The organism is Roseateles hydrophilus (genome assembly GCF_026712245.1).
GTDB classification, from domain to species: domain Bacteria; phylum Pseudomonadota; class Gammaproteobacteria; order Burkholderiales; family Burkholderiaceae_C; genus Pelomonas; species Pelomonas hydrophilus.
Map to the genome: position 1 here is coordinate 687,529 of NZ_JAPPUY010000003.1, position 26,518 is coordinate 714,046.

24 protein-coding genes are annotated in these 26,518 nt (G+C 71.7%); 15 read left to right on the plus strand and 9 right to left on the minus strand.

The genetic code is table 11. The annotated features are described in order from the left end of the window. The 6 genes from NYO99_RS14775 to NYO99_RS14800 all read left to right on the plus strand — a co-directional run bounded on the left by NYO99_RS14775 (position 1) and on the right by NYO99_RS14800 (position 5,402). Complete coding sequence (locus NYO99_RS14775; RefSeq protein WP_268167993.1) at positions 1 to 630, plus strand: LysE family translocator; 630 nt, start codon at positions 1 to 3, stop codon at positions 628 to 630. Then, the gene (locus NYO99_RS14780) at positions 627 to 1,292 is read left to right on the plus strand and encodes an SDR family oxidoreductase (RefSeq protein WP_268167994.1); all 666 of its coding nucleotides are present in this window, start codon (positions 627 to 629) and stop codon (positions 1,290 to 1,292) included. Before NYO99_RS14775 ends, NYO99_RS14780 begins: the two co-directional genes overlap by 4 nt. 82 nt (positions 1,293 to 1,374) lie before the next feature. Next, positions 1,375 to 1,854, plus strand: coding sequence for a MaoC family dehydratase (locus tag NYO99_RS14785; protein ID WP_268167995.1), 480 nt, complete (start codon positions 1,375 to 1,377; stop codon positions 1,852 to 1,854). Positions 1,855 to 1,921: 67 nt separating this feature from the next. Beyond that, a complete protein-coding gene (locus NYO99_RS14790; RefSeq protein WP_268167996.1) occupies positions 1,922 to 3,055 on the plus strand; it encodes an acyl-CoA dehydrogenase family protein in 1,134 nt (377 codons plus the stop codon). Between the two features lie 131 nt (positions 3,056 to 3,186). Continuing rightward, the gene (locus NYO99_RS14795) at positions 3,187 to 4,113 is read left to right on the plus strand and encodes an ABC transporter ATP-binding protein (RefSeq protein WP_268167997.1); all 927 of its coding nucleotides are present in this window, start codon (positions 3,187 to 3,189) and stop codon (positions 4,111 to 4,113) included. A gap of 11 nt (positions 4,114 to 4,124) precedes the next feature. Further along, complete coding sequence (locus NYO99_RS14800; protein ID WP_268167998.1) at positions 4,125 to 5,402, plus strand: ABC transporter permease; 1,278 nt, start codon at positions 4,125 to 4,127, stop codon at positions 5,400 to 5,402. Between the two features lie 63 nt (positions 5,403 to 5,465). Here NYO99_RS14800 and NYO99_RS14805 read toward each other — a convergent pair whose 3' ends face one another. Together NYO99_RS14805 and lepB are read right to left on the minus strand one after the other, a co-directional pair. Next, entirely contained in the window at positions 5,466 to 5,987 is a 522-nt protein-coding gene (locus NYO99_RS14805) for an Mpo1 family 2-hydroxy fatty acid dioxygenase (RefSeq protein WP_268167999.1), read from the minus strand. Between the two features lie 124 nt (positions 5,988 to 6,111). Continuing rightward, entirely contained in the window at positions 6,112 to 6,798 is a 687-nt protein-coding gene (gene lepB / locus NYO99_RS14810) for a signal peptidase I (protein WP_268168000.1), read from the minus strand. 144 nt (positions 6,799 to 6,942) lie between these two features. Here lepB and tsaB point away from each other — a divergent pair, with 144 nt between their 5' ends. From tsaB to NYO99_RS14845, 7 genes are all read left to right on the plus strand, one after another. Further along, a complete protein-coding gene (gene tsaB, locus NYO99_RS14815; protein WP_268168001.1) occupies positions 6,943 to 7,632 on the plus strand; it encodes a tRNA (adenosine(37)-N6)-threonylcarbamoyltransferase complex dimerization subunit type 1 TsaB in 690 nt (229 codons plus the stop codon). Beyond that, the gene (rimI, locus tag NYO99_RS14820) at positions 7,629 to 8,132 is read left to right on the plus strand and encodes a ribosomal protein S18-alanine N-acetyltransferase (RefSeq protein ID WP_268168002.1); all 504 of its coding nucleotides are present in this window, start codon (positions 7,629 to 7,631) and stop codon (positions 8,130 to 8,132) included. Before tsaB ends, rimI begins: the two co-directional genes overlap by 4 nt. After that, positions 8,129 to 8,926: a uracil-DNA glycosylase gene (locus NYO99_RS14825; protein ID WP_268168003.1), complete on the plus strand. Its 798-nt coding sequence runs from the start codon at positions 8,129 to 8,131 to the stop codon at positions 8,924 to 8,926. Before rimI ends, NYO99_RS14825 begins: the two co-directional genes overlap by 4 nt. Beyond that, positions 8,923 to 10,989 carry a putative bifunctional diguanylate cyclase/phosphodiesterase gene (locus NYO99_RS14830; protein ID WP_268168004.1) on the plus strand — a complete coding sequence of 689 codons (2,067 nt, stop codon included), beginning with the start codon at positions 8,923 to 8,925 and terminating at the stop codon, positions 10,987 to 10,989. Before NYO99_RS14825 ends, NYO99_RS14830 begins: the two co-directional genes overlap by 4 nt. A 150-nt stretch (positions 10,990 to 11,139) precedes the next feature. Continuing rightward, the gene (locus NYO99_RS14835) at positions 11,140 to 12,231 is read left to right on the plus strand and encodes a class I SAM-dependent methyltransferase (RefSeq protein WP_268168005.1); all 1,092 of its coding nucleotides are present in this window, start codon (positions 11,140 to 11,142) and stop codon (positions 12,229 to 12,231) included. An 11-nt stretch (positions 12,232 to 12,242) separates the two neighbouring features. Next, positions 12,243 to 12,545: a c-type cytochrome gene (locus NYO99_RS14840; protein ID WP_268168006.1), complete on the plus strand. Its 303-nt coding sequence runs from the start codon at positions 12,243 to 12,245 to the stop codon at positions 12,543 to 12,545. Next, positions 12,545 to 13,789: an FCSD flavin-binding domain-containing protein gene (locus tag NYO99_RS14845; protein WP_268168059.1), complete on the plus strand. Its 1,245-nt coding sequence runs from the start codon at positions 12,545 to 12,547 to the stop codon at positions 13,787 to 13,789. The genes NYO99_RS14840 and NYO99_RS14845 overlap by 1 nt, the downstream gene beginning before the upstream one ends. Before the next feature lie 7 nt (positions 13,790 to 13,796). On the opposite strand, the gene NYO99_RS14850 is transcribed toward NYO99_RS14845, so the two are convergent. The 7 genes from NYO99_RS14850 to NYO99_RS14880 form a co-directional block, all read right to left on the minus strand. After that, a complete protein-coding gene (locus NYO99_RS14850) occupies positions 13,797 to 14,231 on the minus strand; it encodes a VOC family protein (RefSeq protein ID WP_268168007.1) in 435 nt (144 codons plus the stop codon). 50 nt (positions 14,232 to 14,281) lie between these two features. Further along, the gene (locus tag NYO99_RS14855) at positions 14,282 to 15,382 is read right to left on the minus strand and encodes a response regulator (RefSeq protein WP_268168008.1); all 1,101 of its coding nucleotides are present in this window, start codon (positions 15,380 to 15,382) and stop codon (positions 14,282 to 14,284) included. A 12-nt stretch (positions 15,383 to 15,394) separates the two neighbouring features. Then, a complete protein-coding gene (locus NYO99_RS14860) occupies positions 15,395 to 19,258 on the minus strand; it encodes a response regulator (RefSeq protein ID WP_268168009.1) in 3,864 nt (1,287 codons plus the stop codon). Further along, positions 19,255 to 20,184, minus strand: a complete 930-nt coding sequence (locus NYO99_RS14865; RefSeq protein ID WP_268168010.1) for an ABC transporter substrate-binding protein — start codon at positions 20,182 to 20,184, stop codon at positions 19,255 to 19,257. The genes NYO99_RS14860 and NYO99_RS14865 overlap by 4 nt, the downstream gene beginning before the upstream one ends. 217 nt (positions 20,185 to 20,401) lie before the next feature. After that, positions 20,402 to 22,603: a C1 family peptidase gene (locus tag NYO99_RS14870; RefSeq protein ID WP_268168011.1), complete on the minus strand. Its 2,202-nt coding sequence runs from the start codon at positions 22,601 to 22,603 to the stop codon at positions 20,402 to 20,404. Between the two features lie 91 nt (positions 22,604 to 22,694). Then, the gene (locus tag NYO99_RS14875; RefSeq protein ID WP_268168012.1) at positions 22,695 to 23,267 is read right to left on the minus strand and encodes an NnrU family protein; all 573 of its coding nucleotides are present in this window, start codon (positions 23,265 to 23,267) and stop codon (positions 22,695 to 22,697) included. Positions 23,268 to 23,286: 19 nt separating this feature from the next. Continuing rightward, on the minus strand, positions 23,287 to 23,751 hold the full coding sequence (locus tag NYO99_RS14880; protein WP_268168013.1) for an Lrp/AsnC family transcriptional regulator: 465 nt from the start codon (positions 23,749 to 23,751) through the stop codon (positions 23,287 to 23,289). Positions 23,752 to 23,871: 120 nt separating this feature from the next. On the opposite strand from NYO99_RS14880, the gene NYO99_RS14885 reads away from it, so the two are divergent. Together NYO99_RS14885 and amaB are read left to right on the plus strand one after the other, a co-directional pair. Next, entirely contained in the window at positions 23,872 to 24,966 is a 1,095-nt protein-coding gene (locus tag NYO99_RS14885) for a saccharopine dehydrogenase family protein (RefSeq protein ID WP_268168014.1), read from the plus strand. A 14-nt stretch (positions 24,967 to 24,980) separates the two neighbouring features. Further along, a complete protein-coding gene (gene amaB, locus NYO99_RS14890) occupies positions 24,981 to 26,492 on the plus strand; it encodes an L-piperidine-6-carboxylate dehydrogenase (RefSeq protein ID WP_268168015.1) in 1,512 nt (503 codons plus the stop codon). The last annotated feature ends 26 nt before the right edge of the window (positions 26,493 to 26,518 follow it).

Sequence of the window (26,518 nt, forward strand, 5' to 3'; positions counted from 1 at the left end):
ATGCTGGGCACGCACGATCTGCCGCTGTTCGCCGCCACCGTGTTCGTGCTGAACGCGACGCCGGGCGTGGACATGGCCTACACGGTGGCCAGCACGCTGCGTGGTGGCTGGCGCCAGGGGCTGGCTGCGGCCGTGGGCATCATGGCCGGCTGCGTGCTGCACACGCTGGCCGCGGCCTTCGGGCTGGCGGCGCTGCTGGCGACATCGGCCGAGGCCTTCCTGGTGCTCAAGCTCGCGGGGGCGGCCTACCTGCTCTACGTTGCCTGGGGCATGGCCCGCGCGGGCCTGCGCCCGGCCGCGGCGAGCGCCGAGGTCAGCGCGCCGCCGTCGCTGTGGCGCACGGTGCGCCAGGGCTTCTTCACGAACGCGCTCAACCCCAAGGTGGCGCTGTTCTTCCTGGCGCTGCTGCCGCAGTTCATCGACGCGGCCGCGCCGGACAAGACGGCCGCCTTCCTCTTCCTCGGCGCCTGGTTCATCGCCCAGGGGCTGCTGTTCCTGGCGGCGCTGGTGGCGCTGGTCGTCCCGCTGCGCCGCAGCCGGCCGCGCCCCGGGGTGGGCCGCGTGCTCAACCTGGGCGGCGCCGGCCTCTTCACCCTGCTGGCGGCCAAGCTGGCCTTCACCAAACCATGAACGTTCTGATCATCGGCGCCTCGCGCGGCCTGGGCCTTGAGTTCGTGCGCCAGTACCGCGCCGCGGGCGCCCGCGTCACCGCCACCGTGCGCGACGACGCCGGCCGTGCCCGCCTGACGGCACTGGGCGCCAAGCCGCTGACGCTGGACGTGGCCAGCGCGGCCAGCGTGTCGGGCCTGGCCTGGCAGATCGACGGCGAGGCCTTTGACGTGGTCGTCATCAATGCCGGCGTGTTCGGCCCGCGCGCCGGTGCGCTGGAGGCGCCCACGCAGGACGACTTCGACACCGTCATGCGCACCAATGTGCTGGGCCCCATGCGGCTGCTGCCGCAGGTGGCCGAGGCGCTGGCGCCGGGCGCGCGGCTGGCCATCGTGTCGTCGCGCATGGGCTCCATCGGCCTGCGCACGGGCACGCACGGCTGGCTCTACCGCGCCTCCAAGGCGGCCGTGAACTCGGTGATGAAGGACGCCGCGCTGGCGCTGGCCGGCCGGGCCACCGTCATCAGCTTCCACCCCGGCTGGGTGCGCACCGACATGGGCGGCGCCGAGGCCGACATCGACGCGCCCACCAGCATCGCCGGCATGCGCACGGTGCTGGCCAGCGTGAAGCCGGCCGACACCGGCAGTTTCTTCAATTACGACGGCCAGCCGCTGGCCTGGTGAGGGCGCCGCCCGGCATGCGCTAAGGTCACGCCCTGACGACAACATGGCCGGGCCGGGAGCCCGGCAACTCGGGAGATCTCACATGAACGCGACCGCTGACCTGAACGCCACGCCGGCCACCACCACCTTGGTGAGCGTGGGCGAGATCTGCGAGCGCATCGTCCGCTTCAGCCGCGAGGACATCGCCACCTTTGCCCGCCTGACGGGCGACACCAACCCGCTGCACCACGACGTGCAGGCCGCGCAGCGCGCGCGTCATGGCGAGATCATCGCCAGCGGCCAGCAGACCACGGCCCAGCTGATCGGCCTGATCGCCAGCCATTTCTCGCGCAGCGACGATGGCCAGGCGCGCGAGCTGCTGTGCCTGAACTTCAACTTCTCGTTCAAGGCGCCGGTGTTCGCCGAGCAGGAACTGATGCTGTACTGGCGCGTGGCCAATGTGGAGTGGAACGCCACGCTGGGCGGCTGGCTGTTCCATGCCGATGGCCGCGCCACGGTGCGCAACGCCCACCCCTGCGTCATCGGGCGCGGCACGCTGCTGGTGAAGGCCGGCGGCGCCTGAGCGGCCGTCGCGCGGCCGCCCGCGGCGCGGGCCGTGAAAATGAGGGCCCTCACCAACGGGTCACCTCATGCTTCTTACCGAAGACCACCTGGCCGTGCAGGACGCCATCCGCGTCTATGTGCAGGCCGAGATCGCGCCCCATGCCGCCGCGTGGGACAAGCAACACCATTTCCCGGCCGAACAGTTGAAGGGCCTCGCGGCCCTGGGCTGCTACGGCGTGGCCGTGCCCACCGAGTGGGGCGGTGCCGGGCTGGACTACCTGGCCCTGGCCGTCATCCTCGAAGAGATCGCCGCGGGCGACGGTGGCACCAGCACGGTCGTCAGCGTCAACAACTGCCCGGTCTGCTCCATCCTCGTGGCCTTCGGCAATGACGACCAGAAAACGCGCTTCCTGACGCCGCTGGCCAGCGGCGCCATGCTGGGCGCCTTCTGCCTGACCGAGCCGCATGTGGGCTCCGAGGCCGGCGGCTTGCGCACCACCGCCACGCGTGACGGCGACGACTACGTGCTCAACGGCGTCAAGCAGTTCATCACCAGCGGCCAGCATGGCGACGTGGCCATCGTGATGGCCGTCACCGACAAGGCGGCCGGCAAGAAGGGCATCAGCGCCTTCCTCGTGCCCACGGCCACGCCGGGCTACCAGGTGGCCCGCGTCGAAGAAAAGATGGGCCAGCACACCAGCGACACCGCGCAGATCGTGTTCGAGAACTGCCGCGTGCCCGCCGCCAACCGGCTGGGCGAGGAGGGTCAGGGCCTGAAGATCGCGCTGTCGGGCCTGGAGGGCGGGCGCATCGGCATCGCATCGCAGGCGGTGGGCATGGCACGCGCGGCCTTCGAGGCGGCGCTGCGCTACAGCCAGGACCGCGTCACCTTCGGCCAGCCCATCTTTCAACACCAGGCCGTGCAGTTCAAGCTGGCCGACATGGCCACCCAGATCGAGGCCGCGCGCCAGCTGATCTGGCATGCCGCCAGCCTGAAGGACGCCGGCCGGCCCTGCCTGAAGGAGGCCGCCATGGCCAAGCTGTTCGCCAGCGAGATGGCCGAGCGCGTGTGCTCCGAGGCCATCCAGATCCACGGCGGCTACGGCTATCTCAGCGACTTCCCGGTCGAGCGCATCTACCGCGACGTGCGCGTGTGCCAGATCTACGAGGGCACGAGCGAGGTGCAGAAGATCCTGATCGGGCGCGCGCTGGCCGGCTGACCGGCTGCGGCGAGCGGGGGTTCGCGCCGCCGGCTGTCGATTCATCCGCAGCGCCGCACATTCGTCGCACGGCGGCGGTGCCGCGGTGTCGTGCTGCCTAGCATGCCGATCATTCATTTCAGGAGATCGGCATGCAGGAGTTGCTGGTGGCCCGAGGCCTGCGCAAGGCTTACGGGAGCCGCGTGGCGGTGCAGGAGGTCAGCCTCGCGCTGCGCCCCGGCGAGGTGCTAGGCCTGCTGGGCCCGAACGGCGCCGGCAAGTCCACGACGGTGGGCATCATCAGCGGGCTGACCGTGCCCGATGCCGGCAGCGTGACGCTGTCCGGCGGCGTGACGCTGGCCAGCGACCCCACGGCCTACAAGCGCCGCATCGGCCTCGTGCCGCAGGACTTCGCGCTGTACGAGGACCTGCCCGCACGCATGAACGTCGAGCTGTTCGGCGCGCTGTACGGCCTGGCCCCCGACGTGCTGAAGCGCCGTGCCGCCGAGGTGCTGGCCATGGTGGGCCTGGCCGACCGCGCGCGCGACAAGCCGGCCACCTTCTCGGGCGGCATGAAGCGGCGGCTCAACATCGCCTGCGCGCTGGTGCACGACCCCGACATCCTGCTGCTGGACGAGCCCACCGCCGGCGTGGACCCGCACAGCCGCAATGCCATCTTCGACAACCTGGAAGCGCTCAAGCGCGCCGGCAAGGCCCTGGTCTACACCACGCATTACATGGAAGAGGCCGAGCGCCTGGCCGACCACCTCGTCATCGTGGACCACGGCCGCGTGGTGGCCAGCGGCACCCAGGCCCAGCTGTTTGCGCAGCTGCCGGCGGCGCAGCGGCTGCAGGTGGAGATCGACGGCGAGCCGGACGAGGCCGCCCTGCAGGGGCTGCCCGGCGTGACGCGCAGCGGCCAGCGGCTGGAGATCGCGGTCGCTGATGTCGGCCGCGACACGGCGGCCCTGCTGGCCGCACTGGCGCAGCGCGGCGTGGCGGTGCGCGGCCTGGCCACGGCGCGTGCCACGCTGGAAGACGTGTTCCTGGCCCTGACGGGCCGCCAACTGCGCGACTGAACGGAGCCCCCATGCAAGCCCTTGTTGCCCTGGTGCGTGCAGAGATCCTGCTGCACTTCTCCAACCGCCGCGCCGTGCTGCTCAGCATCGTGGCGCCCATCCTGATCGCCGCCTTCTTCGGCAGCCTGTTCGGCGGCAGCGCGCGCGGCGGCAGCATCGCCGTGGCCGTGGTGGACCTGGACGGCAGCCCGCTGTCCCAGCGCGTGGTGGCTGCGCTGCAGGCCGAGGCGGCACTCAAGACCGTCGTCACCGGCGAGGCCGAGGCGCTGGCCCAGGTGCGCGCCGGCAAGCTGCGCGTGGCAGCCGTGCTGCCCCGGGGCCTGCAGGCGCAGGCCGGCGGCGCGATGTTCGGCGGCACGGCCAAGCCCGAGATCGTGCTGCACCACGACCCCTCCCAGGCCAGCGCGCTGGCGGTGGTGCGTGGGCTGCTGGCGCAGACGCTGATGCAGGAGGTCAGCCGCGCCACGCTCAGCCCAGAGGGCCTGGCCCGCCTGCAGCAGCAGGTGCGCGCCGACAGCCAGGTGCCGAGCGACCAGCGCCACGAGCTGCTGCAGATGTTTGCCGCCATCGACAAGGTGCAGCAGCGCGAGGCCGCCGCGTCGGGCGCGGGCGAGCTGCCGGCCGGCCTGGCCATGCCCTACACCACCCGTGACGTGCAGGCCCTGCCAGAGGGCGGCGCCGCGCCGGCGGCCTACAACAGCTACGCGCATGCCTTTGCGGGCATGGGCGTGCAGTTCATCCTGATGGCCGGCATCGACATGGCCGTGGGCCTGCTGCTGATGCGCCGTCTGGGCCTGTGGCAGCGGCTGCGGGCCGCGCCGCTGTCGCGCACGCAGCTGCTGGGCAGCCGCATCGTGGCCAGCACGCTGATCTCGCTGCTGGTGTTCGTCGTGATCTACGCGGTGGCCATCGCGGCCTTCGGCGTGCGGGTGCTGGGCAGCGTGGCAGGCCTGGCGCTGGTGCTGGTGTGCTTCTCGCTGATGACGGCCTGCTTCGGCCTGCTGGTGGCGGCGCTGGGCCGTACGCCCGAGGCCACGCGCGGCCTGGCCATCCTGGCCACGCTGCTGATGGTGATGGTGGGCGGCGCCTGGGTGCCGGCCTTCCTGTTCCCCGACTGGCTGCAGACGGCCTCGCTGGCCGTGCCCACGCGCTGGGCCGTGGACGCGCTGGACGCTATGACCTGGCGCGGCCAGCCCTTCGCCGAGGCGCTGCTGCCCAGCGCCGTGATGCTGGGCTTCAGCGCGGTGTTCGCGGCGGTGGCGGTGTGGCGCTTCCGCTGGGAGGCGTGAAGGCGGGGCAGTATCGTGCTGTGCACTACGGCGCGATGCGCCGCAGCCCCGAGCACGTGTGGGTCAGGCCGTGGCCGGGCTGCCACGTCGGACCGGGCCCACGCGGGCTTCGATCCGCAGTTGCAAATCGCGCAGGGCGCCGATCATGAACAGCAACTCCACGACCACGAACAAGGGGCCGATGATCAGCCCCATCAGGTCGTCCACGAAGGCGGGCTTGCGGCCCTCCCAGAAGTGACCGACGAACTGAAACGCCCAGCCCACGGTGAAACCACCCACACCCAGCGCCAGCCACAGCGCGGTGCTCTGCGTGGCGGCCCACGCGCCGACAGCGACGGCACCCGCGAGCAGTGTGGCCATCAACAAGCCCAGGCGCAGGTTCAGTGCAAGGTAGTACAGCGCAGTCAGCGCGGCCACTACCAGGGCGGGCGACATGGTGAGGCCCGCCACGTTCAGGCTCGGGCGCGACAACAACACCGCCACGGCGACGACGATCAGCGGGATGCCGATGAAATGCGTGGCGATGTTGCGGCTGTCGCGGTGGTAAGCAGCGTAGGCACTCAGTTGCGCTTCCAGGGTCTTCATGGGCGAGGCGGGGGCAGTGGTTGCTCGGACGGCTGGGATCATGGAATAGAACATTCCGTGACTCTGTCCAAAAGCCGACAAAGTGCGCCGGCTGGCGGAGGCTTTGGGGGGCAGCCTGGCGCGCTCAGCGCACTGCCGACAGCCATCGCCGCCAGCGGGGCGCCAGCCACGGGCCGTCCTCCCCCAGCCAGTCGGCCGACACCAGCACGCGGTGCGCCCGGCCGATCAGCTTCTCGCGCGGCACGGGGCCGATGACGCGCGAGTCGGCGCTGAGGTCGCGGTTGTCGCCCAGCATGAAGTAGTGCCCGGCGGGCACGGTGAACTCGGCCAGGTCGCGTGCCACGGCCAGGCCGGTCAGCCGCTGCACGGCGTGCGGGCGGCCGCTGAGGGTCTCGGTGCTGCGCACGGCGTCGACCACCCAGCCCGGCGCCAGCGTCTCGCCGCGCGTGTGGGCGCCGGTTTGCGCCTGCGGCTGGCCGTTGAGCAGCAGCACACCGTCGCGCAGCGCGATGCGGTCGCCCGGCAGGCCCACGAGGCGCTTGATGAGGCGGGTGCCGTCTACCGGCGAGCCGAAGGTGACGATGTCGCCGCGCGCAGGCTCGCCCAGTGGCAGCAGCACCACGTCGGTCAGCGGCAGCTTGAGGTCGTAGGCCAGCCGGTTCACCAGCACCACGTCGCCTTCCAGCAGCGTGGGCCGCATGGACGCGGACGGGATGGGGTTCCAGTCGGCCACGGCGGTGCGCAGCAGCGCGAAGCCGAGCAGGAATAGCAGGAAGCCACGATGGGCGCGCAGGGTGTGGGAGAGCGTCATGGCCGCCATGCTGGCGCGGCGCGGCCGGTGGCGCCGCAGCCGGCGGGCGAATGGCGGTTTGGCCTGCGTGAACGGCAGGCCCGCGCGCTGCGTGGCGGGCCGTGGCCGCCTGGGCGCCGCGACCCCCGACGGTAAACTGCCTTGATGCCTTTTCTGCTTGCCCTCGACAGCTCCACCGACACGATGGCCCTGGCCCTTGTGACGCCCGGGCAGGACAGGGTGGTCGACGCGGCCGGCGGTGCTCAGGCCTCGGCGCAGCTGCTGCCGCAGGCCCGCGCGCTGCTGGCGGCCGAGGGCGTCGCCATGGCGCAGCTGCAGGCCATCGCCTTCGGCCAAGGGCCGGGCGCATTCACCGGCCTGCGCACGGCCTGTGCCGTGGCCCAGGGCCTGGCCTTCGGGCTGAACCTGCCCGTGCTGGCCATCGACAGCCTGATGCTGGTGGCCGAGGACGCCCGCGCCCAGGGCGCCGGTGACGACATCTGGGTGGCGATGGACGCCCGCATCGGCGAGATCTACGCCGCCCGCTACCGCTGGTCGGGCGATGCCTGGCAGGTGCTGGAGGCACCGGCGCTGTACGCGCCCGAGGCGCTGGCCGCGCACTGGGGCCGCCCGGCGGCGGTGGCGGGCACGGCGCTCACCGCCTACGCCGCCGCACTGGGCACGCTGGACAAGGCCTGGCCGCAGGCGCACTCCCGCGCCGCCGCGTTGGCCGCGCTGGCCCGGGCCGCCTGGCAGCGCGGCGAGGGCCGTGACGCGGCCGAGGCGCTGCCGGTCTACGTGCGCGACAAGGTGGCGCTGACGACGGCCGAGCGCGAACAGAAGGCGGTGCCGTGAGCGCCGTGCCGGACCGCAACCCGCCGCCCTGGGAAGCCAGCCCCCTGCGCGTGCCCGACCTGACCGAGCTGATGGCTATCGAGCGCCAGGCCTACCCGGTGCCGTGGACGCATGGCAACTTTGTCGACTCGCTGGCCGCCGGCTATCCGGCCGAGGTGCTGCGCGCGCCGGTCAGTGCCGGGCTGCGGGCGGGCCGCGATTTGCTGGGCTACTGGGTGGCCATGCCGGGTGTGGACGAGATGCACCTGCTCAACATCACCGTGGCGCCCGCCTGGCAGGGGCGCGGCCTGGCCGTCGCGATGCTGGACCGGCTGGTGGCCGTCTGCCGCGAGCGCGCGCTCACGCAGCTGTGGCTGGAAGTGCGCGTCAGCAACCAGCGCGCGCGCGACGTCTACCAACGCTACGGCTTTGCCGAGGTCGGCCTGCGCCGCGCCTACTACCCGGTGCCGCAGGGCCCGCGCGAGGACGCCGTGCTGATGAGCCTGGCGGTGCCCGCATGAGTTGGGACAGCCGCCAGCGGGCCATGCTGGCCGAGATGGGCTTTCGCCTGCCGGCGCCGCCCGTGGAGGTGCCGGCCGAGCCCGCGCCCGGCCCTGTGGCGGCCGCGCCGGTCGTGGCGCCGCCGGCCCCGCTGGCGCCTGCGCCCGTGCGGCCGCCGGCAGCCCCAGTGCCCACTCCAGCCGCTGCGCCTGTGCCGGCGGCCGCGCCGTCCGCCGTGCCCGCCGCGCTGGCCGGGTTGGACCTGGACGCCCTGCGCGCTGCCGTGCTGGACGGCCGCGCCTGCGGCGCCTGCGAGCACCGCAGCCATCTGTTTGGCCGCGGGGCGCTGCCGCGTGCCGACTGGCTGGTGGTGACCGATGCGCCGACCGAGGCCGACGAGGCGGCCGGCCAGCTGTTCGTCGCCGAGGCCGGCCGGCTGCTGGAGCGCATGGTGCTGGCTGCGGGCCAGCGCCTCGCGGGCGACGCGCCCACCGCGTTCGTCACGCCGCTGGTGCCCGGCCGTGCGCCGCGCGGGCGGCCGCCGCAGGCGCATGAGCTGGAGGCCGGCGAGGCGCAGCTGGCGCGCCTGGCCGAGCTGCTGCAGCCGCGCCTGGTGCTGGCCATCGGCCCGCTGGCCGCACGCCGGCTCACCGGCCTGCCCGATCCGCTGGGCCGCCTGCGCGGCCGCGTGCATGCGTGGCGCGGCCTGCCGCTGGTGGTGACCTACGCGCCGTCCTACCTGCTGCGTTCGCCCGCCGACAAGGCCGGCGCCTGGGACGACCTGCGCCTGGCCCTGGCCAGCCGGCCCGCATGAGCGTGGACGTCGCCGCCACGCTGGCCGAGCAGGCGGCGCGCTTTCGCATGCTGGCCGACTACCTGCCGGCCTGGATCGCGCTGTACGAGGCGCGCACGCAGACCTGTTTGTTCGCCAACCGCGGCTATGCCGAGGCTTTCGGGCTGACGGAGGAGAGCATCGTCGGCCTGCGCTTCGCGCAGATCATCGGCGCGGAGGCGGCGGCGCTGATCCAGCCGGCGGTGGACCGCGTCATCGCCGAGCGCGTGGCCGTCAGCTACGAGCGCGAGCTGCCCGAGGCCGACGGCACGCCGCGCTGGATCGAGGTGAACCTGATCCCCCAGCTGGGCGCCGATGGCGAGGCCGTGGCCAGTTGCGTGCTCATCAACGACATCACCAAGCACCGCCTGGCCGAGCGCGAGGCACGCGAGTCTCAGGTGCGGCTGGACAAGTTCATGCGCGCCACGGTGGAGGGCATCCTGTTCCACAAGGACGGCATCACCACCGACGTGAACCCGCCCTGCTGCGAGCTGGTGGGCTACACGCTGCGCGAGATGGTCGGGCGGCACGTGATGTCCTTCATCGCGCCGGACGAGGTGCCCAAGGTGATGGAGGTCATGCGCCTGGGTCGCGAGCTGCGCTACGAGACCGCCGTGCTGCACAAGGACGGCACGCGCATCCCGGTGGAGTTCATCGTGCGCACGCTGGAGCAGGGCGGCGAGAAGCTGCGCATGACCATCGTGCGCGACATCCGCGATCGCCTGGACAGCGAGGCCCGCATCCAGCACCTGGCCCACCACGACGCGCTGACCGGCCTGCTCAACCGCGCCGCCTTCATGGACCGCATGGCCGGCCTGCTCAAGCGCGCCGAGCGCCGCAGCGAGATGCTGGCGCTGCTGTTCATCGACCTGGACAACTTCAAGCGCGTCAACGACTCGCTGGGCCACCTGGAAGGCGACAAGGTGCTGACCACGGTGTCCGAGCGCCTGGTGGGCGCGCTGCGCGGCAGCGACCTGGTGGGACGCTTTGGTGGCGACGAGTTCGTCGTGCTGCTGACCGACCTGAACAGCCGTGCCGACGTCATCGTCGTGCTGGAGGCCCTGCTGTCGGTCGTCGAGGTGCCGGTGAAGGCCGACGGCCGCGCGCTGTCGGTCACGCCGTCCATCGGCGTGGCGCTGTTTCCGGACGACGGCCAGCATGCCGACGAGCTCATCCAGCATGCCGACACCGCCATGTACCGCGCCAAGGCGCGCGGCCGCGCGACCTACCAGTTCTTCGAGCCCTCGCTGGCCGAGACGGCCTATGCCGATCTCGTGCTCGAGGCCGAGCTGGCGCAGGCGCTGACGCGCAACGAGTTCGAGCTGTTCTTCCAGCCGCAGGTGGACATCGCCACCGGCCAGCTCTCGGGTGCCGAGGCGCTGCTGCGCTGGCGCCACCCGCGCCGCGGCCTGCTGGCGCCCGACGCCTTCATCTTCGTCGCCGAGCGCCACCGCTTGATGCTCGCGCTGGGCGAATGGGTGCTGCGCGAGGCCGCCGCCACCGCGCGGCGCTGGCGCGAGCAGGGCCTCACGCCGGGGCCCGCGCCGGTGCGCATCGCTGTCAACCTGTCGCGCATGCAGTTCAACCTGGACGGCTTTGCCGACACCGTGGCCCGCGTGCTGGGCGATGCCGGCGCGCGCGGCCAGTGGCTGGAGCTGGAGCTGACCGAGCGCATGCTGATCGACGACATCCAGCACGCGCCCACCACGCTGGCCCAGCTGCGCGCGCTGGGGCTGACGGTGTCGGTGGACGACTTCGGCACCGGCTACACCTCGCTGGCCCACCTGACCGAGCTGCCGCTGGACAAGCTCAAGATCGACCAGAGCTTCGTCTCGCGCCTGCCCGACGACGTCGGCGCGCAGGCCATCACGCGCGCCATCGTGCAGATGGCCGTGGGCCTGGGCCTGACGGTCACGGCCGAGGGCGTGCGCACGGCGGCCCAGTGGCAGCTGCTGGCCGGCTGGGGCGCCCAGCAGATCCAGGGCGAGCTGGTCGGCCTGCCGATGCCGGCGGCCGAGTTCGAGGCCTGGGTGCGGGCAAGATGATGGAGCCCCTCGTCCAAGGCGTGCCTTGGCCGGTCCCCCAGGGGAACGGCGATGCTTGCCGGCTCAACCGGCAAGCACATCGCCCAACGCGGGCCGGCTTGGGAACGGCCCGGCGCTCGGCCCGCAATTTCGTGCAGGACAACCCTTGAGATGACGCTGGCTGACCGTATCCACGCCGAGATCGCCACCACCGGCGGCTGGCTGCCCTTTGACCGCTTCATGGCCATGGCCTTGTACGAGCCCGGCCTGGGCTACTACACCGGCGGGCGGCGCAAGTTCGGCCAGATGCCCAGCGAGGGCTCGGACTTCGTCACCGCGCCCGAGATGTCGCCGCTGTTCGGCCGCGCGCTGGCGCGTCAGGTCGCGCAGGCGCTGGCGCACAGCGGCTGCACCGAGGTCGTCGAGTTCGGCGCCGGCTCCGGCGCGCTGGCGGCGCAGCTGATCGCTGAACTGGACGCCTTGGGCGCCGGGCTCGCGCGCTACCGCATCGTCGACCTGTCGGCCGAGCTGCGCGAGCGCCAGCGCGAGCGGCTGGCGCCCTGGGCCGACCGCGTCGAGTGGCTGGATGCGCTGCCCGACACGCTGGAAGCGGTGGTCGTCGGCAACGAGGTGCTGGATGCCATGCCCGTGCAGCTCATCGCCTTCGACGGCCAGGTGTGGCGCGAGCGCGGCGTGGTGTCGGCCGGCGCGGGCTTCGCGTTCGAGGACCGCCCCAGCATGCTGCGCCCGCCGCTGCTGGAATCGGGGCACGGGGGCTTCGTGCCCGGCACCGTCACCGAGATCCACCCGCAGGCCGAGGCCTTCACCCGCACGTTGGCCGGCCGGCTGCGGCGCGGCGCGGCCTTCTTCATCGACTACGGCTTCCCCGAGGCGGAGTACTACCACCCGCAGCGCCGCGGCGGCACGCTGATGTGCCACCAGGCCCACCTCGCGGATGCCGACCCGCTGGTGGCCGTGGGCGACAAGGACCTCACCGCCCACGTCAACTTCACCGGCATCGCACTGGCCGGGCAGGACGCCGGCCTCGTCGTGCTGGGCTACACCAGCCAGGCCAACTTCCTGCTGAACTGCGGCATCGCCGAGCTGTTGCAGGGTGCCAGCCTCGGCGAGCGCGCGATGGCGCACCGGCTGCTGGCCGAGCACGAGATGGGCGAGCTGTTCAAGGTGATCGGCTTTGCGCCGCTGCAGGCGCCGTTCGACGCCGTGGGCTTCGAGCGCGGCGACCGGTCGCACAAGCTGTAGGCGCTGGCGCGATGAAGGCCTGGCTGCTGCTGTTGCTGATGGCGCCAGCGCTGGCGCAGGACCTGCATCCCGGCCGCCAACTGGCCGCCACCTGCGCCAGCTGCCACGGCACCCAGGGCCGCGCGCGCGGCGCGGCCATGCCGCCGCTGGCCGGCATGCCGGCCGACGCGATGCTGGCCCGGCTGCTGGACTACCGCAGCGGCCGCCAGCCCGGCACCGTGATGCCACAGATCACGCGTGGCTACAGCGAGGCCCAGCTGCGCCTCGTGGCGGCCTATTTCTCGTCACTGCCCGCCGTGCAGGCCCGGCCGTGATCGCACGCCGCCAGCTCCTGGGCGCCGCCGGCCTGGCGCTGGCCGGCTGCAGCACGCCACGCGTCGCGCGCCTGGGCCGCGTGGTGGTGGTGGGCGGCGGCTTTGGCGGCGCCACGGCGGCGCACTACCTCAAGCTGTGGGGCGGCGCGAGCGTGGACGTGACGCTGGTGGAGCGGCGCGATCGCTTCGTGTCCTGCCCGATGTCCAACCTCGTCATCGCCGGTGCGCTGGCGCCCGAGGCCCTGGAGCATGGCTACGACGGGCTGCGCGCCCTGGGCGTGCGCTGCGTGCAGGGCGAGGTGGTGGCGCTGGACCCGGCAGCCCGCCAGGTGCGCCTGGCCAGCGGCGAGCGGCTGGCCTGGGAGCGGCTCATCGTCGCGCCGGGTGTGGACTTCATGACCGACGACGTGCCCGGCCTGGCCCAGGCGCTGGACAGCGGCCGCGCCGTGCACGCCTGGCAGGCCGGGCCGCAGACGCTGGCGCTGCGCCGCCAGCTGCAGGCGCTGCCCGACGGCGGCGTGGTGCTGATGAGCATCCCGCGCGCGCCCTACCGCTGCCCGCCGGGGCCGTACGAGCGGGCCTGCCTGATCGCGCACTGGCTGCGCCGCGCCAAGCCGCGCGCCAAGCTGCTGGTGCTGGACGCCAACCCCGAGGTGCAGAGCAAGCGCGCGCTGTTCGAGCGGGCCTTCGCCGAGCAGCATGCGGGCGTGCTGGAGTACCGGCCCAACGCGGAGCTGCAGTCGGTGGCGGGCGACGTGGCGCGCTTCGAGTTCGAGGATGTGCGCGCTGACGTGATGAACCTCATCCCGCCGCAGCGGGCCGGCGCGCTCGTGCGCGAGCTCGCCAACGTCAACCGCCGCTGGGTGGGCGTGGACTGGCTGATGCTGCAGGCCCAGGCCGCGCCCGGCGTGCATGTGGTGGGCGATGCGCTGATGGCGGCGCCCGGCATGCCCAAGTCGGGTCACCTGGCCAACCAGCAGGGCAAGCTGGCCGCGGCGGCCGTGCTGGCGCTGCTGCGCGGCGAGCCCGTGGCGCCCGCGCCGCTGGTGATGAACACCTGCTACAGCTTCACCACGCCCGGCGAGGCCATGCATGTGGCCTCAGTCCACCAGTACGACCCGGCGGACCGCACGATGAAGCTGGTGCCCGGCGCGGGCGGGCTGTCGCCCCAGGCCAGCGCGCTGGAGGCGAGCTACGCGCGCGGCTGGGCCGACAACATCTGGGCCGACAGCCTCGCGCTGTAGGGCCTGCTTACCAGCTGCCGGTGTTGGGCATGGACGCCCAAGGCTCGGCCGGCGGCAACGCCGGGCCGGCCTGCAGCAGCTCGATGGAGATGCCGTCCGGCGAGCGCACGAAGGCCATGCGGCCGTCGCGCGGCGGGCGGTTGATGAGCACGCCGTGATCCACGAACCGCTGGCAGGCGGCGTAGATGTCGGGCACGGCATAGGCCAGGTGGCCGAAGTTGCGGCCGCCGGTGTAGACCTCGGCGTTGCCGTCGGCGTCGGGCCAGTTGTAGGTCAGCTCGACCTGGGCGTCCTCGTCGCCGGGGGCGGCCAGGTAGACGAGGGTGAAGCGGCCGGCCTCGTGCTCCGAGCGGCGCACCTCCACCAGCCCGAGGGCGTCGCGGTAGAAGCGCATCGAGGCGTCCAGGTCGTGGACGCGAACCATGGTGTGCAGGTATTTCATGGCGCGGATTGTCGGCGCCGGCCGCGCGGCCTGCAGCCCTGGGGTTGTGTTCAGTGCGGGTCGGCGAAGCGCTGGGCGATGGTGCGGAACTCGCTCTCCAGCGCGATGAAGGCGTCCACCACGTCGGGGTCGAAGTGCCGGCCGCGCCCGGCCACGATGATGTCGCGCGCCTCTTCGTGCGTGAACGCGGGCTTGTAGACGCGCCGGCTGATGAGCGCGTCGTACACGTCGGCCAGCGCCATCAGCCGTGCCGACACCGGGATGGCCTCGCCGGCCAGGCCCTGCGGGTAGCCGGAGCCGTCCCACTTCTCCTGGTGCGACAGCGTGATCTCCTTGGCGAAGCGCAGGAAGGGCATGCTGTGCCCCAGCGAGTGCTCGGCGCGCACGATGGCCTCGAAACCCAGCGTGGTGTGGGTCTTCATGATCTCGAACTCGTCGCGGTCGAGCTTGCCGGGCTTGAGCAGGATGGCGTCCGGGATGCCCACCTTGCCGATGTCATGCGTGGGCGCGGACTGGTACAGCATGTCGATGTTCTCGACCGTCAGCAGCGCCGCGAAGCGTGGGTGGGTGCGCAGTTGCAGCGCCAGCGCGCGCACGTAGTGCTGCGTGCGGCGCAGGTGGTTGCCGGTCTCGTTGTCGCGCGTCTCGCCCAGCGAGGCCATGGCCAGCACGACGACGCTCTGCAGGTCCTGGATCTCGCGGATGCGCCGCGCCACCTCGGCGCCGAGGTAGTCGCTCTTGTCGCGCAGGAAGTCGGCGGCCGCCTTCAGCGTCAGGTGGGTGCGCACGCGCGCCAGCACGATGGGCGGGCTGATGGGCTTGGTGAGGTAGTCCACGGCGCCGAGCGCCAGGCCGTGGGTCTCGTCCTCGATCTCGGACTTGGCGGTCAGGAAGATCACCGGGATGTCGCGCGTGCGGGTGCCGGCCTTGAGGCGGCGGCACACCTCGTAGCCGTCCATGTCCGGCATCATGATGTCCAGCAGGATGAGGTCGGGCGGGTGCTCGCCCTCGGCCAGGCGCAGCGCGCGTTCGCCGGAGTTGGCCACCAGCACGCGGTAGTCGTCCTGCAGCAGGCCGAACATCAACTCCAGGTTCTCGGGCGTGTCGTCGACGACGAGCACGACGGGGGCATGGGGGCGGCGCTCAGGCATGGAGGCTCCTGCTCAGGGGTTGAGGCCCAGCCGCTGCAGGGCAGGCTGCAGCAGGGCCAGCGCGGCTTCGAAGTTGAACTGCTGCAGGTGCTGACAGAAGGCGTCGTGGTCAGCGCCCAGCAGCGCGCGCACGCGCTCGGGATGGGCCTGCAGCGACTGCCGGGCCTCCGCAAAGCCGCCCTGCAGCTGTTGTACCAGTTCGTGCGCGAACCGCGCCGTCTCGGCCGGGTCGGCCAGTTCGGCGGGCGGGGTGCCGTCGGCCTCGCTCAAGCGGGCGGCGATGTCGCGCAGCAACGGGGCGAGCGCATCGCGGGTGCGCGCCAGGGCTGCCTGCACGCTGGCCTCGGCTTCGGGCGGCGCGCCAGCCTCCAGCGACTGGCTGACGCTGCGCTCCAGGGACTCGGCCGCCGCATGCACCGCCGGGGCCCCGAGGTTGCCGGCCACGCCCTTGAGGGTGTGGGCCAGCCGGCGCGCGTCGAGCCGGCGGCCCTCGTCCAGCGCCTGGGTGATGAGGGTGGGCGTCTGTGCCTGGCCCGCCACGAAGCGTTGCAGCAGCGACAGGTACAGCGGCGGCTTGTGTCCGCTGCGGCGCAGGCCGGTGTCGACGTCCAGGCCGCGCACGTCGCGCAGCGATTGCAGCGTCGCCGCGGCAGCCGCGTCATGGGTGGGTGGGGGCGCCGGTGCAACCGTGGGCAGTGCCACGGCTGACGGCTTGATCCAGGCCTGGAGCAGCCCGTAGAGGCGTTCGGGCTCCACGGGTTTGCTGAGGAAGTCGTTCATCCCGGCGTCCAGGCAGGCGCGGCGGTCGGCCTCCATCACGTTGGCCGTCATCGCGATGATGGGCAGCGCCTCGAGGCCTGGCCGCGCGCGGATGACCCGGGTGGCCTGGCTGCCATCCATGACGGGCATCTGCATGTCCATCAGCACCAGGTCGTAGGGGCGTGCCTGCACGGCCTCGACAGCCTGGATGCCGTCGGCGGCGGTGTCGGCCACGAGGCCGGCATCGCGCAGCAGTTCGGCGGCGATCTGGCGGTTGATGTCGTTGTCGTCCACCACCAGGACGCGCCTGCCGCGCAGCGCGCGCAGCCCCGGCGGCGGGGCCTGCAGCGGGCCCTGCGACGGCGAGGCCACCGGGCTGCCGGTGAGCACGGGCAGCAGGTGGTCGATCAGCGCCGAGCCGTGGATGGGCTTGACGAGCACGGCGCCGAACTGCTCGCGCGTGGCCTGTTCCAGCACCTCCTCGCGGCCGTAGCCGGTGATGAGCAGGCGGTGCGGCGGGCGTTGCAGCGGCATCTGGCGCAGGCGCCGGCCGAGCTCGATGCCGTCCATGTCGGGCATCTGCCAGTCGATGAGCACCACGTCGAACGGCTGGCCGGCGGCCTCAGCGCCGACAACCGCCTGCAGCGCGGCCAGCCCGTTGTCGCAGGCCTGCGCGTGAAAGCCCAGCCCATCCAGCAGGTCCAGCAGCACCGTGCGGGCCGTCTCGTTGTCGTCCACCACCAGCATGCGGCGTCCCTTCAGCGCGGCGTGGGCAACGCTGTAGGCGGGCTGTGTGCCCAGGCCCAGGCGGGCCGTGAACCAGAAGGTGGAGCCCCGGCCGGGCTGGCTGTCCACGCCCACCTCGCCGCCCATCATCTCGGCCAGGCTGCGCACGATGGCCAGCCCCAGGCCGGTGCCGCCGAAGCGCCGGCTGGTGGAGCTGTCGGCCTGCTGGAAGCTCTGGAACAGCTGGGCCTGGTGCTCGGGCGCGATGCCGATGCCGGTGTCGCGCACATCGAAGCGCAGCACCACGCTGCCGTCCTGCTGCGAGAGCTTGCGCACCTTGACGCTGACTTCGCCGCGTTCGGTGAACTTGACGGCGTTGTTGCCGTAGTTGATGAGCACCTGACCCAGGCGCAGCGGGTCGCCGATGAGGTGGTTGGGCACATCGCGACCGACGTCGAAGATCAGCTCCAGCCCCTTGGCGGCGGCCTTCTCGGCCACCAGCGTGGCGAAGTGCTCCAGCACCGAGGCGAGCTGGAATTCGATGGCCTCCAGGCCCAGCTTGTTGGCCTCGATCTTGGAGAAGTCCAGGATGTCGTTGATGACGCCCAGCAGGTGGTTGGCGGAGCGCTGGATCTTGGTGAGGTAGTCGCGCTGGCGCAGGTCGAGCTCGGTCTTGAGCGCGAGGTGCGTCATGCCGATGATGGCGTTCATCGGCGTGCGGATCTCGTGGCTCATGTTGGCCAGGAAGCTGCCCTTGGCGGCGTTGGCTTGCTCGGCGGCGTCCTTGGCCTGCTGCAGCGCCTCGGCGGCGAGGTGCTCGGCTGTCGTGTCCTCGACGATGGCCAGCAGCCCGTCCTCCGGGCGCTCGGGCGAGAACAGCTGGCAGGCGACGCGCGCCCAGAACACCTGGCCGTCACGGCGCTGGAACTGCTGCTCGGCACGGAACAGCCGCCCGGCCAGCACCTCGGTGTACAGCGCTTGGCTCAGTTGCTCGTAGGCCTGGTCGTCCAGGAACCAGTCGCGCGTGGCGGCGCCCGCCAGCTCGCCCGGGCCGTAGCCGAAGATCTGCTCCATGTGGGCGTTGCAGCGGATCACGCGGCGGTCGCGCGTGAGCGCGATGCCGACGGTGGCGCTGTCGAAGATGGCGGACAGCTCGCGCGTGGTCTCGGTCAGGCGCGCGGTGCGCTGGGCCACCTGGGCCTCGAGGTCGGCGTTCAGGGCCTTCAGCGCCTCGTCGGCGAGGCGGCGTTCGGTGACGTCGCGCAGGATGACCGTGAAGAAGGATTCGCCATCCACGTGCAGCTGGGAGATGGACGCCTCGGCGGGGAAGACCTCGCCGTCCAGCCGCCGCCCGGCCACCACGGCCTGGCGGCCCATGCTGCGGCTGGTGACGCCGCTGGCGCCGAACGCGCGGATCTGGTCGGCGTGCGTGGGGCGGTAGGCCTCAGGCAGCAGGATGTCGACGGGTTCACCGATCAGCTCGCCATCGCTGGCGCGGAACATGGTGAGTGCGGCTCCGTTGACGCGGCGGATGCGCTGGCCCGCGTCCACGACGATGATGGCGTCCATCGCCGAGTCGATGACGGCTTCCAGTCGCGCCTGGCTGTTCTTGACCTCGCGGCGGCCGTCGCGCAGGCGTTCGGCCATGGTGTTGAAGGCCTGCGTCAGGCGTGCAACCTCGCGCGGCGCGTGGCGCGGCACCGGCAGCAGCCGGTCATCGCCTTCGCCCGCAGACAGGCGCGCGCTGGCGCGCTCCACCTCGGACAGCGGGCGCGTCACCAGCGTGCGCAGCAGCAGGCTCAGCAGGCCCATCAGCAGCAGGGCTGCGCCCAGGCGCGGCAGCAGGCGCAGCCAGGCCTGGTGCGCCACGGCGGCGTACTCGCCGTCGAGGTTGATGTCGAGGAAGACGACGTGGCGGTCGGTGTCGCGCAGCAGGGCTTCCTTGGCTTCGGGCGCGCAGGACAGCCAGACCCGCACGTGCCGCTTGTCGGGCGAGATCTCGACGTCGGGCAGGCGGATGCCGGCGGCGGCGCTCAGGCGGCGCGTGTCAAGGTCGGGCATGACCTCGCGCGCCGACCGCCCGCGCCAGGCCAGGCGGTGGGCGGTCAGCACCTCGCCGTCCGGGCTGATGAGCGCGAGGCGGGCAATGCGGCTGTCCGTCGAGGCGATGGCGAAGTCCTCGCTGACGTCGCGCGGCCGCTGCCGCCAGCTGCGCTCGACGCTGCGCGCGAGTTGCTCGGCCAGCAGCACGGCGTCCTCGCGGCCTTCGTGCAGGGCAGCCTCGCGGCCGCTGGACAGCGTGTCCAGGTGGGACGACACCAGCAATGCGGCCACGGCCAGCAGCAGGCCCAGGGGCAGGCTGGTGCGCAGCGTGTAGCGCAGCGTCCTCATGCCGCGGGCAGGAAGCGGGTGTCGATCAGGTCAGCCAATGGCGCAGCGCGGCGCAGCAGGCGCTGCTCAACCATGAAGGTCTGCAGGCGCTCGGCGCCCTGCTGCACCACGCCACCGGGCTTCAGCAGCTCGTGGTTGCGGGTGACGTTCGGCAACTCCAGCCCGTCGAAGACCTTGGCCACCTCCGCCGGCCTGACCTGCAGGCGCGGCGCCATCAGTGGCGCCGTCACGGCGGGTGCGCGCTGGTGAAGCTCACGTGCGCGGAACAGCGCGGCCACCAGCGTGCGCGTCGAGTCGGGCCGCTGCTGGAGCACATCGGGCCGCATGGCCAGCACGTCGACGATCAGCCCGGGCGTGGCACGGCTGTCGTACAGCCGGTGTGCGCCGCGCTCGGCCAGCTGGGTGGCCCAGGGCTCGGCGGTGACCACCGCGTCGAGGTGCTCGCGCTCGAAGACGTCGGCACTGCTGTTCAGCGACACAGGCACTTTGATCACTTCGTCCACCCGTAGGCCGTGGGCGTGCAGCATGGCGCCCAGCAGCACCGCGCCGGTGGCACCCTGTTCCACGCCGATGCGGCGGCCGCGCAGGTCTTCGGGCCGCCGGATCGCCGGGCGCGCCATGACGACGTCGGCCCCAGCCGACACATCCAGCACGGCCAGCAGCGACAGCGCCAGCCCTTCGGCACGGGCGCTGACGGTTTCGTCCAGCGTCAGCTGGGCCGCCTCCAGCTGGCCCACCGCCAGCGCGCGCAGGACATCCACGCTCGAGCTCATTTCGATGGGGCGCAGTTCGCGCGGGTCGAGCAACTCCAGCTCGCGGGCAAGGAAAAGGAATTCATAACCGGGGAACACGATGCTGCCCACGCGCAGTGGCGGGCGCGGCGCCTGACAGGCAGCCAGCGGTGCCAGTGCCAGCGCAGTCACCATGCGCCGCCGCCCGCTTTGCGAGGGGTGAGCCGGTGGCGCAGCGAACAGCGACGTGCGGGCGGGGGGCATGGGCGTGACCGCAAAAAGGACGCGACCCACTCTAGCATCGGGATTTGCCCGCATCAGGCGCGTACGGCGCCCGGGCACGGTTCGCTGCGCCTTTCCTTGATTGCGCTCAAATCCGGCGTTAATGACGGCCGCGCTGCGGCCGCTTGTTTCAGTAGTCCAGCCACTCCATCGGCGCGGTCAGCGCCGCGCCGCGGATGCGCTCCAGCGTGCCGGTCAGCAGGTCGATGTTGTTGTCGAAGCTGCCGTGGCTGGCCGCGATCTGGTCGCCCGTCTTGGTGCTGCGAACCTTGGGTGTGCTGACGCGCTGCAGCAGTTCACCGGCCGGCCACAGCGTGAGCCAAGCAGTGATGTCGCCCCGCGCGGCGTCGGCCCATTGGTCCAGCGGCCAGTCGGCCTGCGGCTTGAGCAGCGCGCGCTCCATGCCCAGCAGGGGCTGTTTGCGCACGTCGTCCAGCGCCCGCGACACAAGGTAGAGCAGGCTCTTGCCGTAGATGTCGCGCTCGGCGCTGGGCAGGCCGTCGGCGCGTTCGTTGGCGTCGGTCAGCACGTGCAGGCGTAGCGTGGTCAGCGACAGCACGCCGGCCAGTTCGGCCGCGCCGTAGTGCTGCACGGCAAAGGCGCTGGAGCAGGCGGCGGCGTACAGCTCGCAGCTGGCCGCGGGCAGCGGGTCAGCGCCAGCCAGCCGGCCCAGCAGGTGGCCCAGCAGGATGGAGCCCGCCGAGTGGCCGACGAGGTGCAGCTCCAGCGTCTGGCCCTGGCGGGTCAACGCATCGCGCAGTTCGCGCAGCATGTCGGCGGTGAGGTCCAGCACGTGGTCGTCTGTGGCGCCGCCGGCGGCGTTCTCGCGCATCTCGCTCCAGATGCCGCGCGCGAACTGCCGGCCCACGGCCTCGATGGCACGGTCCTTGGCCTCGGAGGCCGCCTCGCGCAGCTTGTCCAGCCAGCCCTCGCTGCGGTCACCGCTGTCGACGATGCGGTGCTTGAGGTCTTCGAGCATGGACTTCAGCGTCTCGCCCGGGCCGGTCTTCCAGGTGAAGAACAGCGGGTAGATGCCGTTGGCCAGGAAGTAGGGCGCCAGCACGCGGATGCGCTGGATGGAGGCGCCCTCGGCGTTCAGCCCGCCATGTGCGTAGAGCGCGACCTTGACGGTCTTGGCCTTGGCCGCCTTCGCCCAGGCCGCGGGGCGCGTGACGACGATGTCGCGGGCCAGGCCGGCGCGGTCGCTGCGCTCGCGCGTGAAGTCGGTGGCCATCAGCTGGCCGTCGTTGCCTGAGACGAGGGTGTGCGTGTAGGCCTCGTCGGTGCGCAGCGGCTGGTAGGGCTTGTGGTCGAAGGCGTGATCGAACGGCCAGGGGTCGTCGCGCGGGTTGTCGGGCTGGCGCAGCGTGGGGGCAACGTCGGCCAGCCCGCGCCCCGCCATCACGCGAAAGCCGCTGGCTGCCGGGGCGGACTTGCGGCCGCCGCGGGCTGGCGCCTGGCGGGCCTTCACGTCCGACAAGTCCTGCGGCACACCGAGCGCCACGGCCCAGGCGTCCGTGGCGTTGGTGACCCAGTCCTCGTACGGCAGCACCGCGAAGCCGCTGGCGCCCCAGCCTGTGCCCCAGCTGTTCTGCACGACGAAGCCGCGCTCGTTGTAGCCCACCAGCGCGAAGGCGTGGCCGCCGGTCTTCTGTGTCATGGGGGCCATGCGCGGCAGCTTGTCGTGGCTGGTGGGCAGGGCGGCAGCGGCCATGGCCCAGCCGTCATGCACCTCGGCCGACACGTAGACGGCGCCGATCTCGTAGATGGCGGCCTGCATGTCGACGATGCTTTTCTTGTCGACGCGGTAGTACACGCCCAGTGGGCGGCGCGTGGCGTCTTCGTCCCAGCCGGCCAGGGGCGGCTTGAACTTGCCATCCGGCGCGTACGGCCACAGCCCCGCACTGCACACGCCGTGCTTGTGCCAGCCCTTGAGCGCGCCCCGGCACGAGGAGCCGTCGTAGTCCTGGCCTGGCCACTCGTCATAGAGCTTGGCCAGCTCGTAGAACATGCGTGGGCTGACGAGCTCAGGCAGCGGGCTGCGAGCCCCGCCGAGGTGGCGCAGCCAGTACAGGTAGTTGGTGACGCAGGCCAGGCCGAAGCCGGTGCAGGCGCCTTCGTTGCCCTGGTTCAGGATGCGGCCCGACTTCACGTAGGCGGGCAGCAGTTGCTTCAGGTCGGCATCCAGCGGCCAGCGCGCCGGCAGCGAGCGCAGCGGCGCGCGGTACATCAGGTCGCGCAGGTCCAGCCGGTCGGGTCGGGCGTCCAGCCGGGGGACAGGGGTTGCCGCGGCGCGGCGGGCGGTGACGGGCTTCTTGGACGGGGTGGCCATGGGTGTCTCCTGAGTGGTCGACCCATGATGGCCAGCGGGATGAGGGCGCGACATCCCCAGTCATGCGCCCGTCCCCAGCCTGAAGGAAGCGTCAGCGCCCCAGGGGGGCGATACCCAGCCAGGCCGCATGCAGCCAGAAGGCGAAAGCCGCCCACAGGGCGACGCCCAGCACGACGGTGGCCACGGTGCCCGCTGCCGTGGGCGCGGCCACGGCCGGCGCCGGGCGGCGGCGAGCCGCGCGGAACACAAGGATGGACCACACCAGGAAGCTGCCGAACAGCATCAGGTCAGCCGCCGTGTTGTTGGCGATCAGGTGCGCGAAGGCCCAGACCTTGACTGACAGCGTCATCGGGTGCTGCAGGCGCGCCTTGATGTGATTGCGCGGCACGTAGACGGCCGCCATGAGCACCATGGCCACCAGCATCAGCGTCGCCGCCGCATGGTTCATGCCGCGCAGGGCTGGCCACAGCACGGCGGGCTGTTGGCGAGCCAGCGAGTAGCCCCAGACGATCAGCACCAGGCCGATCAGGGCGACCACGGAGTAGAACGCCTTCCAGCCCAGCGGGCCGAGCGTGGCGATGCGCGCCTGGCGCCAGCGCGGCGCGAGCGCTTGGGTCAGGTGGATGCCGAGGAAGAGGGCGAGGCCGAGAGAGAGCCAGGTCATCGGAGTCTTTCGTGAGGGGCTAGGTCTGTCGGTCGACGCGCAGCGCGAGCACGACCGAGCTGTTGGTGCGCAGCACGCCGTCGATGTCGCCGATCTCGTCGAGCAGCGCGTCGAGCCGGGCCGTAGTGTCGGCGCGCAGCAGCGCCATGTAGTCGAACTCACCGCTGACGCTGGCGAGCTGGCGCAGCTCCGGCAGTTCTGATAAGCGCTTCACCACCTCGCGTCCGGCCTTGGGGCTGACGGTGATGCCGACGAAGGCCTGCACGCTGCGCCCGGCTTCGTCGCCGCCCAGCCGCGCGGTGTAGCCCACGATGCGCCCGCTGGCCTCCAGCCGCGCCAGGCGCGCCACCACGGTGGTGCGCGCCACGCCCAGCTTGCGCGCCAGCGTGGCCGTGCTGTCGCGCGCATTGGCCTGCAGCAGCAGGATCAGCCGGCGGTCCAGGTCGTCGGTCGCTGAGAGCGTATTTACCCTTGATTCATCCATAACGGCGAATCATCGCGACGATTCGGCGAATCAGCAATTGCTTTCGTCGGAACATCGCTTTCTTTCGTCATCGCCCCTGCCTAGAGTGCGGGCCAACGCAAACACAGCCTGGAGCCCCTCATGAAGATCGCCCTGCTCGGCGCCGGCCACATCGGCCAGACCATCGCCCGCCTGCTGCACGCCACCGGCGACTACCAAGTGACGGTGCTCGACAAGAACCCCGGCTACCTGAAGGTGCTGACCGATGAGGGCATCGCCACCGCCGAGGTGGACAGCGACAACCGCGGCGCGCTGGCCGCCCAGCTGCGCGGCAAGGACGCCGTCGTCAACGCGCTGCCTTACCACCTGGCCATCACCGCCGCCGAGCTGGCGCTGGAGTGCGGCTGCCATTACTTCGACCTGACCGAAGACGTCGCCGCCACCAAGGCCATCAAGCAGATGGCCGAGGGCGCGCGCACTGCGTTCATGCCGCAGTGCGGCCTGGCCCCGGGCTTCATCGGCATCGTCGCCCACCACCTGGCCAGCGGCTTCGACTCGGTGCGTGACGTGCAGATGCGCGTCGGCGCGCTGCCCGCCTTCCCGACCAATGCGCTGAAGTACAACCTGACCTGGTCGGTCGACGGTCTGATCAACGAGTACTGCCACCCCTGCGAAGCCATCCACGAGGGCGACACCATCGCCGCGCTGCCGCTGGAAGGCCTGGAGCACTTCAGCCTGGACGGCACTGAGTACGAGGCCTTCAACACCTCCGGCGGCCTGGGCACGCTGTGCGAAACCTGGGCGGGCAAGGTGCGCAACCTCGACTACAAGACCGTGCGCTACCCCGGCCACCGCGACCTGATGCAGTTCCTGCTCGGCGACCTGGGCCTGAAGGGCGACCAGGAGAACCTGAAGGCCATCATGCGCAAGAGCATGCCGGCCACCATGCAGGACGTGGTGCTGGTGTTCGTGACCGTCTCGGGCATGAAGAACGGCGTGCTGCTGCAGGAAGTGTTTGCCCGCAAGATCTTCGCCACGCGTGACGGCGCCCAGCCGCTCTCCGCCATCCAGATCACCACCGCCGCCGGCATCTGCGCCGCGGTGGACCTGTTCCGCGAAGGCAAGCTGCCGCAGCAGGGCTTCGTGCGCCAGGAGCAGGTGGCGCTGCCGGACTTCCTGGCCAACCGTTTCGGTTCGGCCTACCAGCAAAGCCGTCAGGTCGAGTCCATCTCCTGAGCAGAATGCGGACCATGAAGCAACAAGCCCATTCCGTTCTCGACGCCCTGGGCGTCCATCTCCCGCCCGCGGGTGACCTGACCGTGCGCTCGCCCATCGACGGCAGCGTGCTCGCCCAACTGCCCACGGCCAGCACGGCCGACATGCAAGCCGCCGTGGGTCGCGCGCACGAGGCCTTCAAGGCCTGGCGCGTGGTGCCCGCCCCGAAGCGCGGCGAGCTCGTTCGCCTGTTCGGTGAAGAGCTGCGCGCCCACAAGGCCCAGCTCGCGCAGCTGGTGTCCCTCGAAGCCGGCAAGGTGACGAGCGAAGGCCTGGGCGAAGTCCAGGAAATGATCGACATCTGCGAGTTCGCCGTCGGCCTCTCGCGCCAGCTGCACGGCCTGACGATTGCCAGCGAGCGCCCGGGTCACCGCATGATGGAGCAGTGGCTGCCGCTGGGCGTCGTCGGCATCATCTCGGCCTTCAACTTCCCCGTGGCCGTGTGGGCCTGGAACTCGGCCCTGGCCCTGGTGGCCGGTGACGCCTGCGTGTGGAAGCCGTCCGAGAAGACGCCGCTGACCGCGCTGGCCACGCAGGCCTTGTTCGAGCGCGCCGTGAAGGCCTACCGCGCCGCTGGCCATGCCGCGCCGGACGGCCTGTCCGAACTCGTCATCGGCCGCGCCGACGTGGGCGAGGCCATGGTGGACGACGCCCGCGTGGCGCTGGTCTCTGCCACCGGCTCCACCCGCATGGGCCGCGCCGTGGGCCCGCGCGTCGCGGCGCGCTTCGGCCGCTGCCTGCTGGAACTGGGCGGCAACAACGCCATCATCGTCACGCCCAGCGCTGACCTCGAACTGGCGGTGCGCGGCATTTTGTTCGGCGCCTACGGCACGGCCGGCCAGCGCTGCACGACGACGCGCCGCGTCATCGCGCACGAGAGCATCCACGACGCGCTGGTCGAGCGCCTGGACCGCGCCCGCGCGCAGCTGCCCATCGGCTCGCCGGTGGAAGCCGGCACGCTGATCGGCCCGCTGATCGACGCGCAGGCTTTCGACGCGATGCAGTTCGCCCTCAGCGCCGCGCGCGAGCAGGGCGGCACGGTGTCCGGTGGCGAGCGTGCGCTGGCCGACCGCTTCCCCGAGGCCTACTACGCCGTGCCCGCGCTGGTGCGCATGCCGGCGCAGACCGAGGTGGTCTGCCACGAGACCTTCGCGCCCATCCTGTACACGCTCAAGTACAAGACGCTGGACGAAGCGATCGCGCTGCAGAACGGCGTGCCGCAGGGCTTGTCCAGCGCCATCTTCACGACCGACATCCGCGAGGCCGAGGCCTTCATGAGCTCGTCGGGCAGCGACTGCGGCATTGCCAACGTCAACATCGGCACGTCCGGTGCGGAGATCGGCGGCGCCTTCGGGGGCGAGAAGGAAACCGGCGGCGGCCGCGAGAGCGGCTCTGACGCGTGGAAGGCCTACATGCGCCGCACCACCAACACGGTGAACTACTCCAGCGAACTGCCGCTGGCGCAGGGCGTGAAGTTCGATATTTGAAGAAATTCTTCGCAAGCCTGAAAAAC

Bases quoted from the DNA above. Each gene is read 5' to 3' on its own strand.
- NYO99_RS14775 (WP_268167993.1), top strand. From the start codon at position 1: ATGCTGGGCACGCACGATCTGCCGCTGTTCGCCGCCACCGTGTTCGTG.
- NYO99_RS14780 (WP_268167994.1), top strand. From the start codon at position 627: ATGAACGTTCTGATCATCGGCGCCTCGCGCGGCCTGGGCCTTGAGTTC.
- NYO99_RS14785 (WP_268167995.1), top strand. From the start codon at position 1,375: ATGAACGCGACCGCTGACCTGAACGCCACGCCGGCCACCACCACCTTG.
- NYO99_RS14790 (WP_268167996.1), top strand. From the start codon at position 1,922: ATGCTTCTTACCGAAGACCACCTGGCCGTGCAGGACGCCATCCGCGTC.
- NYO99_RS14795 (WP_268167997.1), top strand. From the start codon at position 3,187: ATGCAGGAGTTGCTGGTGGCCCGAGGCCTGCGCAAGGCTTACGGGAGC.
- NYO99_RS14800 (WP_268167998.1), top strand. From the start codon at position 4,125: ATGCAAGCCCTTGTTGCCCTGGTGCGTGCAGAGATCCTGCTGCACTTC.
- NYO99_RS14805 (WP_268167999.1), bottom strand. From the start codon at position 5,987: ATGAAGACCCTGGAAGCGCAACTGAGTGCCTACGCTGCTTACCACCGC.
- lepB (WP_268168000.1), bottom strand. From the start codon at position 6,798: ATGACGCTCTCCCACACCCTGCGCGCCCATCGTGGCTTCCTGCTATTC.
- tsaB (WP_268168001.1), top strand. From the start codon at position 6,943: ATGCCTTTTCTGCTTGCCCTCGACAGCTCCACCGACACGATGGCCCTG.
- NYO99_RS14825 (WP_268168003.1), top strand. From the start codon at position 8,129: ATGAGTTGGGACAGCCGCCAGCGGGCCATGCTGGCCGAGATGGGCTTT.
- NYO99_RS14830 (WP_268168004.1), top strand. From the start codon at position 8,923: ATGAGCGTGGACGTCGCCGCCACGCTGGCCGAGCAGGCGGCGCGCTTT.
- NYO99_RS14835 (WP_268168005.1), top strand. From the start codon at position 11,140: ATGACGCTGGCTGACCGTATCCACGCCGAGATCGCCACCACCGGCGGC.
- NYO99_RS14840 (WP_268168006.1), top strand. From the start codon at position 12,243: ATGAAGGCCTGGCTGCTGCTGTTGCTGATGGCGCCAGCGCTGGCGCAG.
- NYO99_RS14850 (WP_268168007.1), bottom strand. From the start codon at position 14,231: ATGAAATACCTGCACACCATGGTTCGCGTCCACGACCTGGACGCCTCG.
- NYO99_RS14855 (WP_268168008.1), bottom strand. From the start codon at position 15,382: ATGCCTGAGCGCCGCCCCCATGCCCCCGTCGTGCTCGTCGTCGACGAC.
- NYO99_RS14860 (WP_268168009.1), bottom strand. From the start codon at position 19,258: ATGAGGACGCTGCGCTACACGCTGCGCACCAGCCTGCCCCTGGGCCTG.
- NYO99_RS14865 (WP_268168010.1), bottom strand. From the start codon at position 20,184: ATGGTGACTGCGCTGGCACTGGCACCGCTGGCTGCCTGTCAGGCGCCG.
- NYO99_RS14870 (WP_268168011.1), bottom strand. From the start codon at position 22,603: ATGGCCACCCCGTCCAAGAAGCCCGTCACCGCCCGCCGCGCCGCGGCA.
- NYO99_RS14875 (WP_268168012.1), bottom strand. From the start codon at position 23,267: ATGACCTGGCTCTCTCTCGGCCTCGCCCTCTTCCTCGGCATCCACCTG.
- NYO99_RS14880 (WP_268168013.1), bottom strand. From the start codon at position 23,751: ATGGATGAATCAAGGGTAAATACGCTCTCAGCGACCGACGACCTGGAC.
- NYO99_RS14885 (WP_268168014.1), top strand. From the start codon at position 23,872: ATGAAGATCGCCCTGCTCGGCGCCGGCCACATCGGCCAGACCATCGCC.
- amaB (WP_268168015.1), top strand. From the start codon at position 24,981: ATGAAGCAACAAGCCCATTCCGTTCTCGACGCCCTGGGCGTCCATCTC.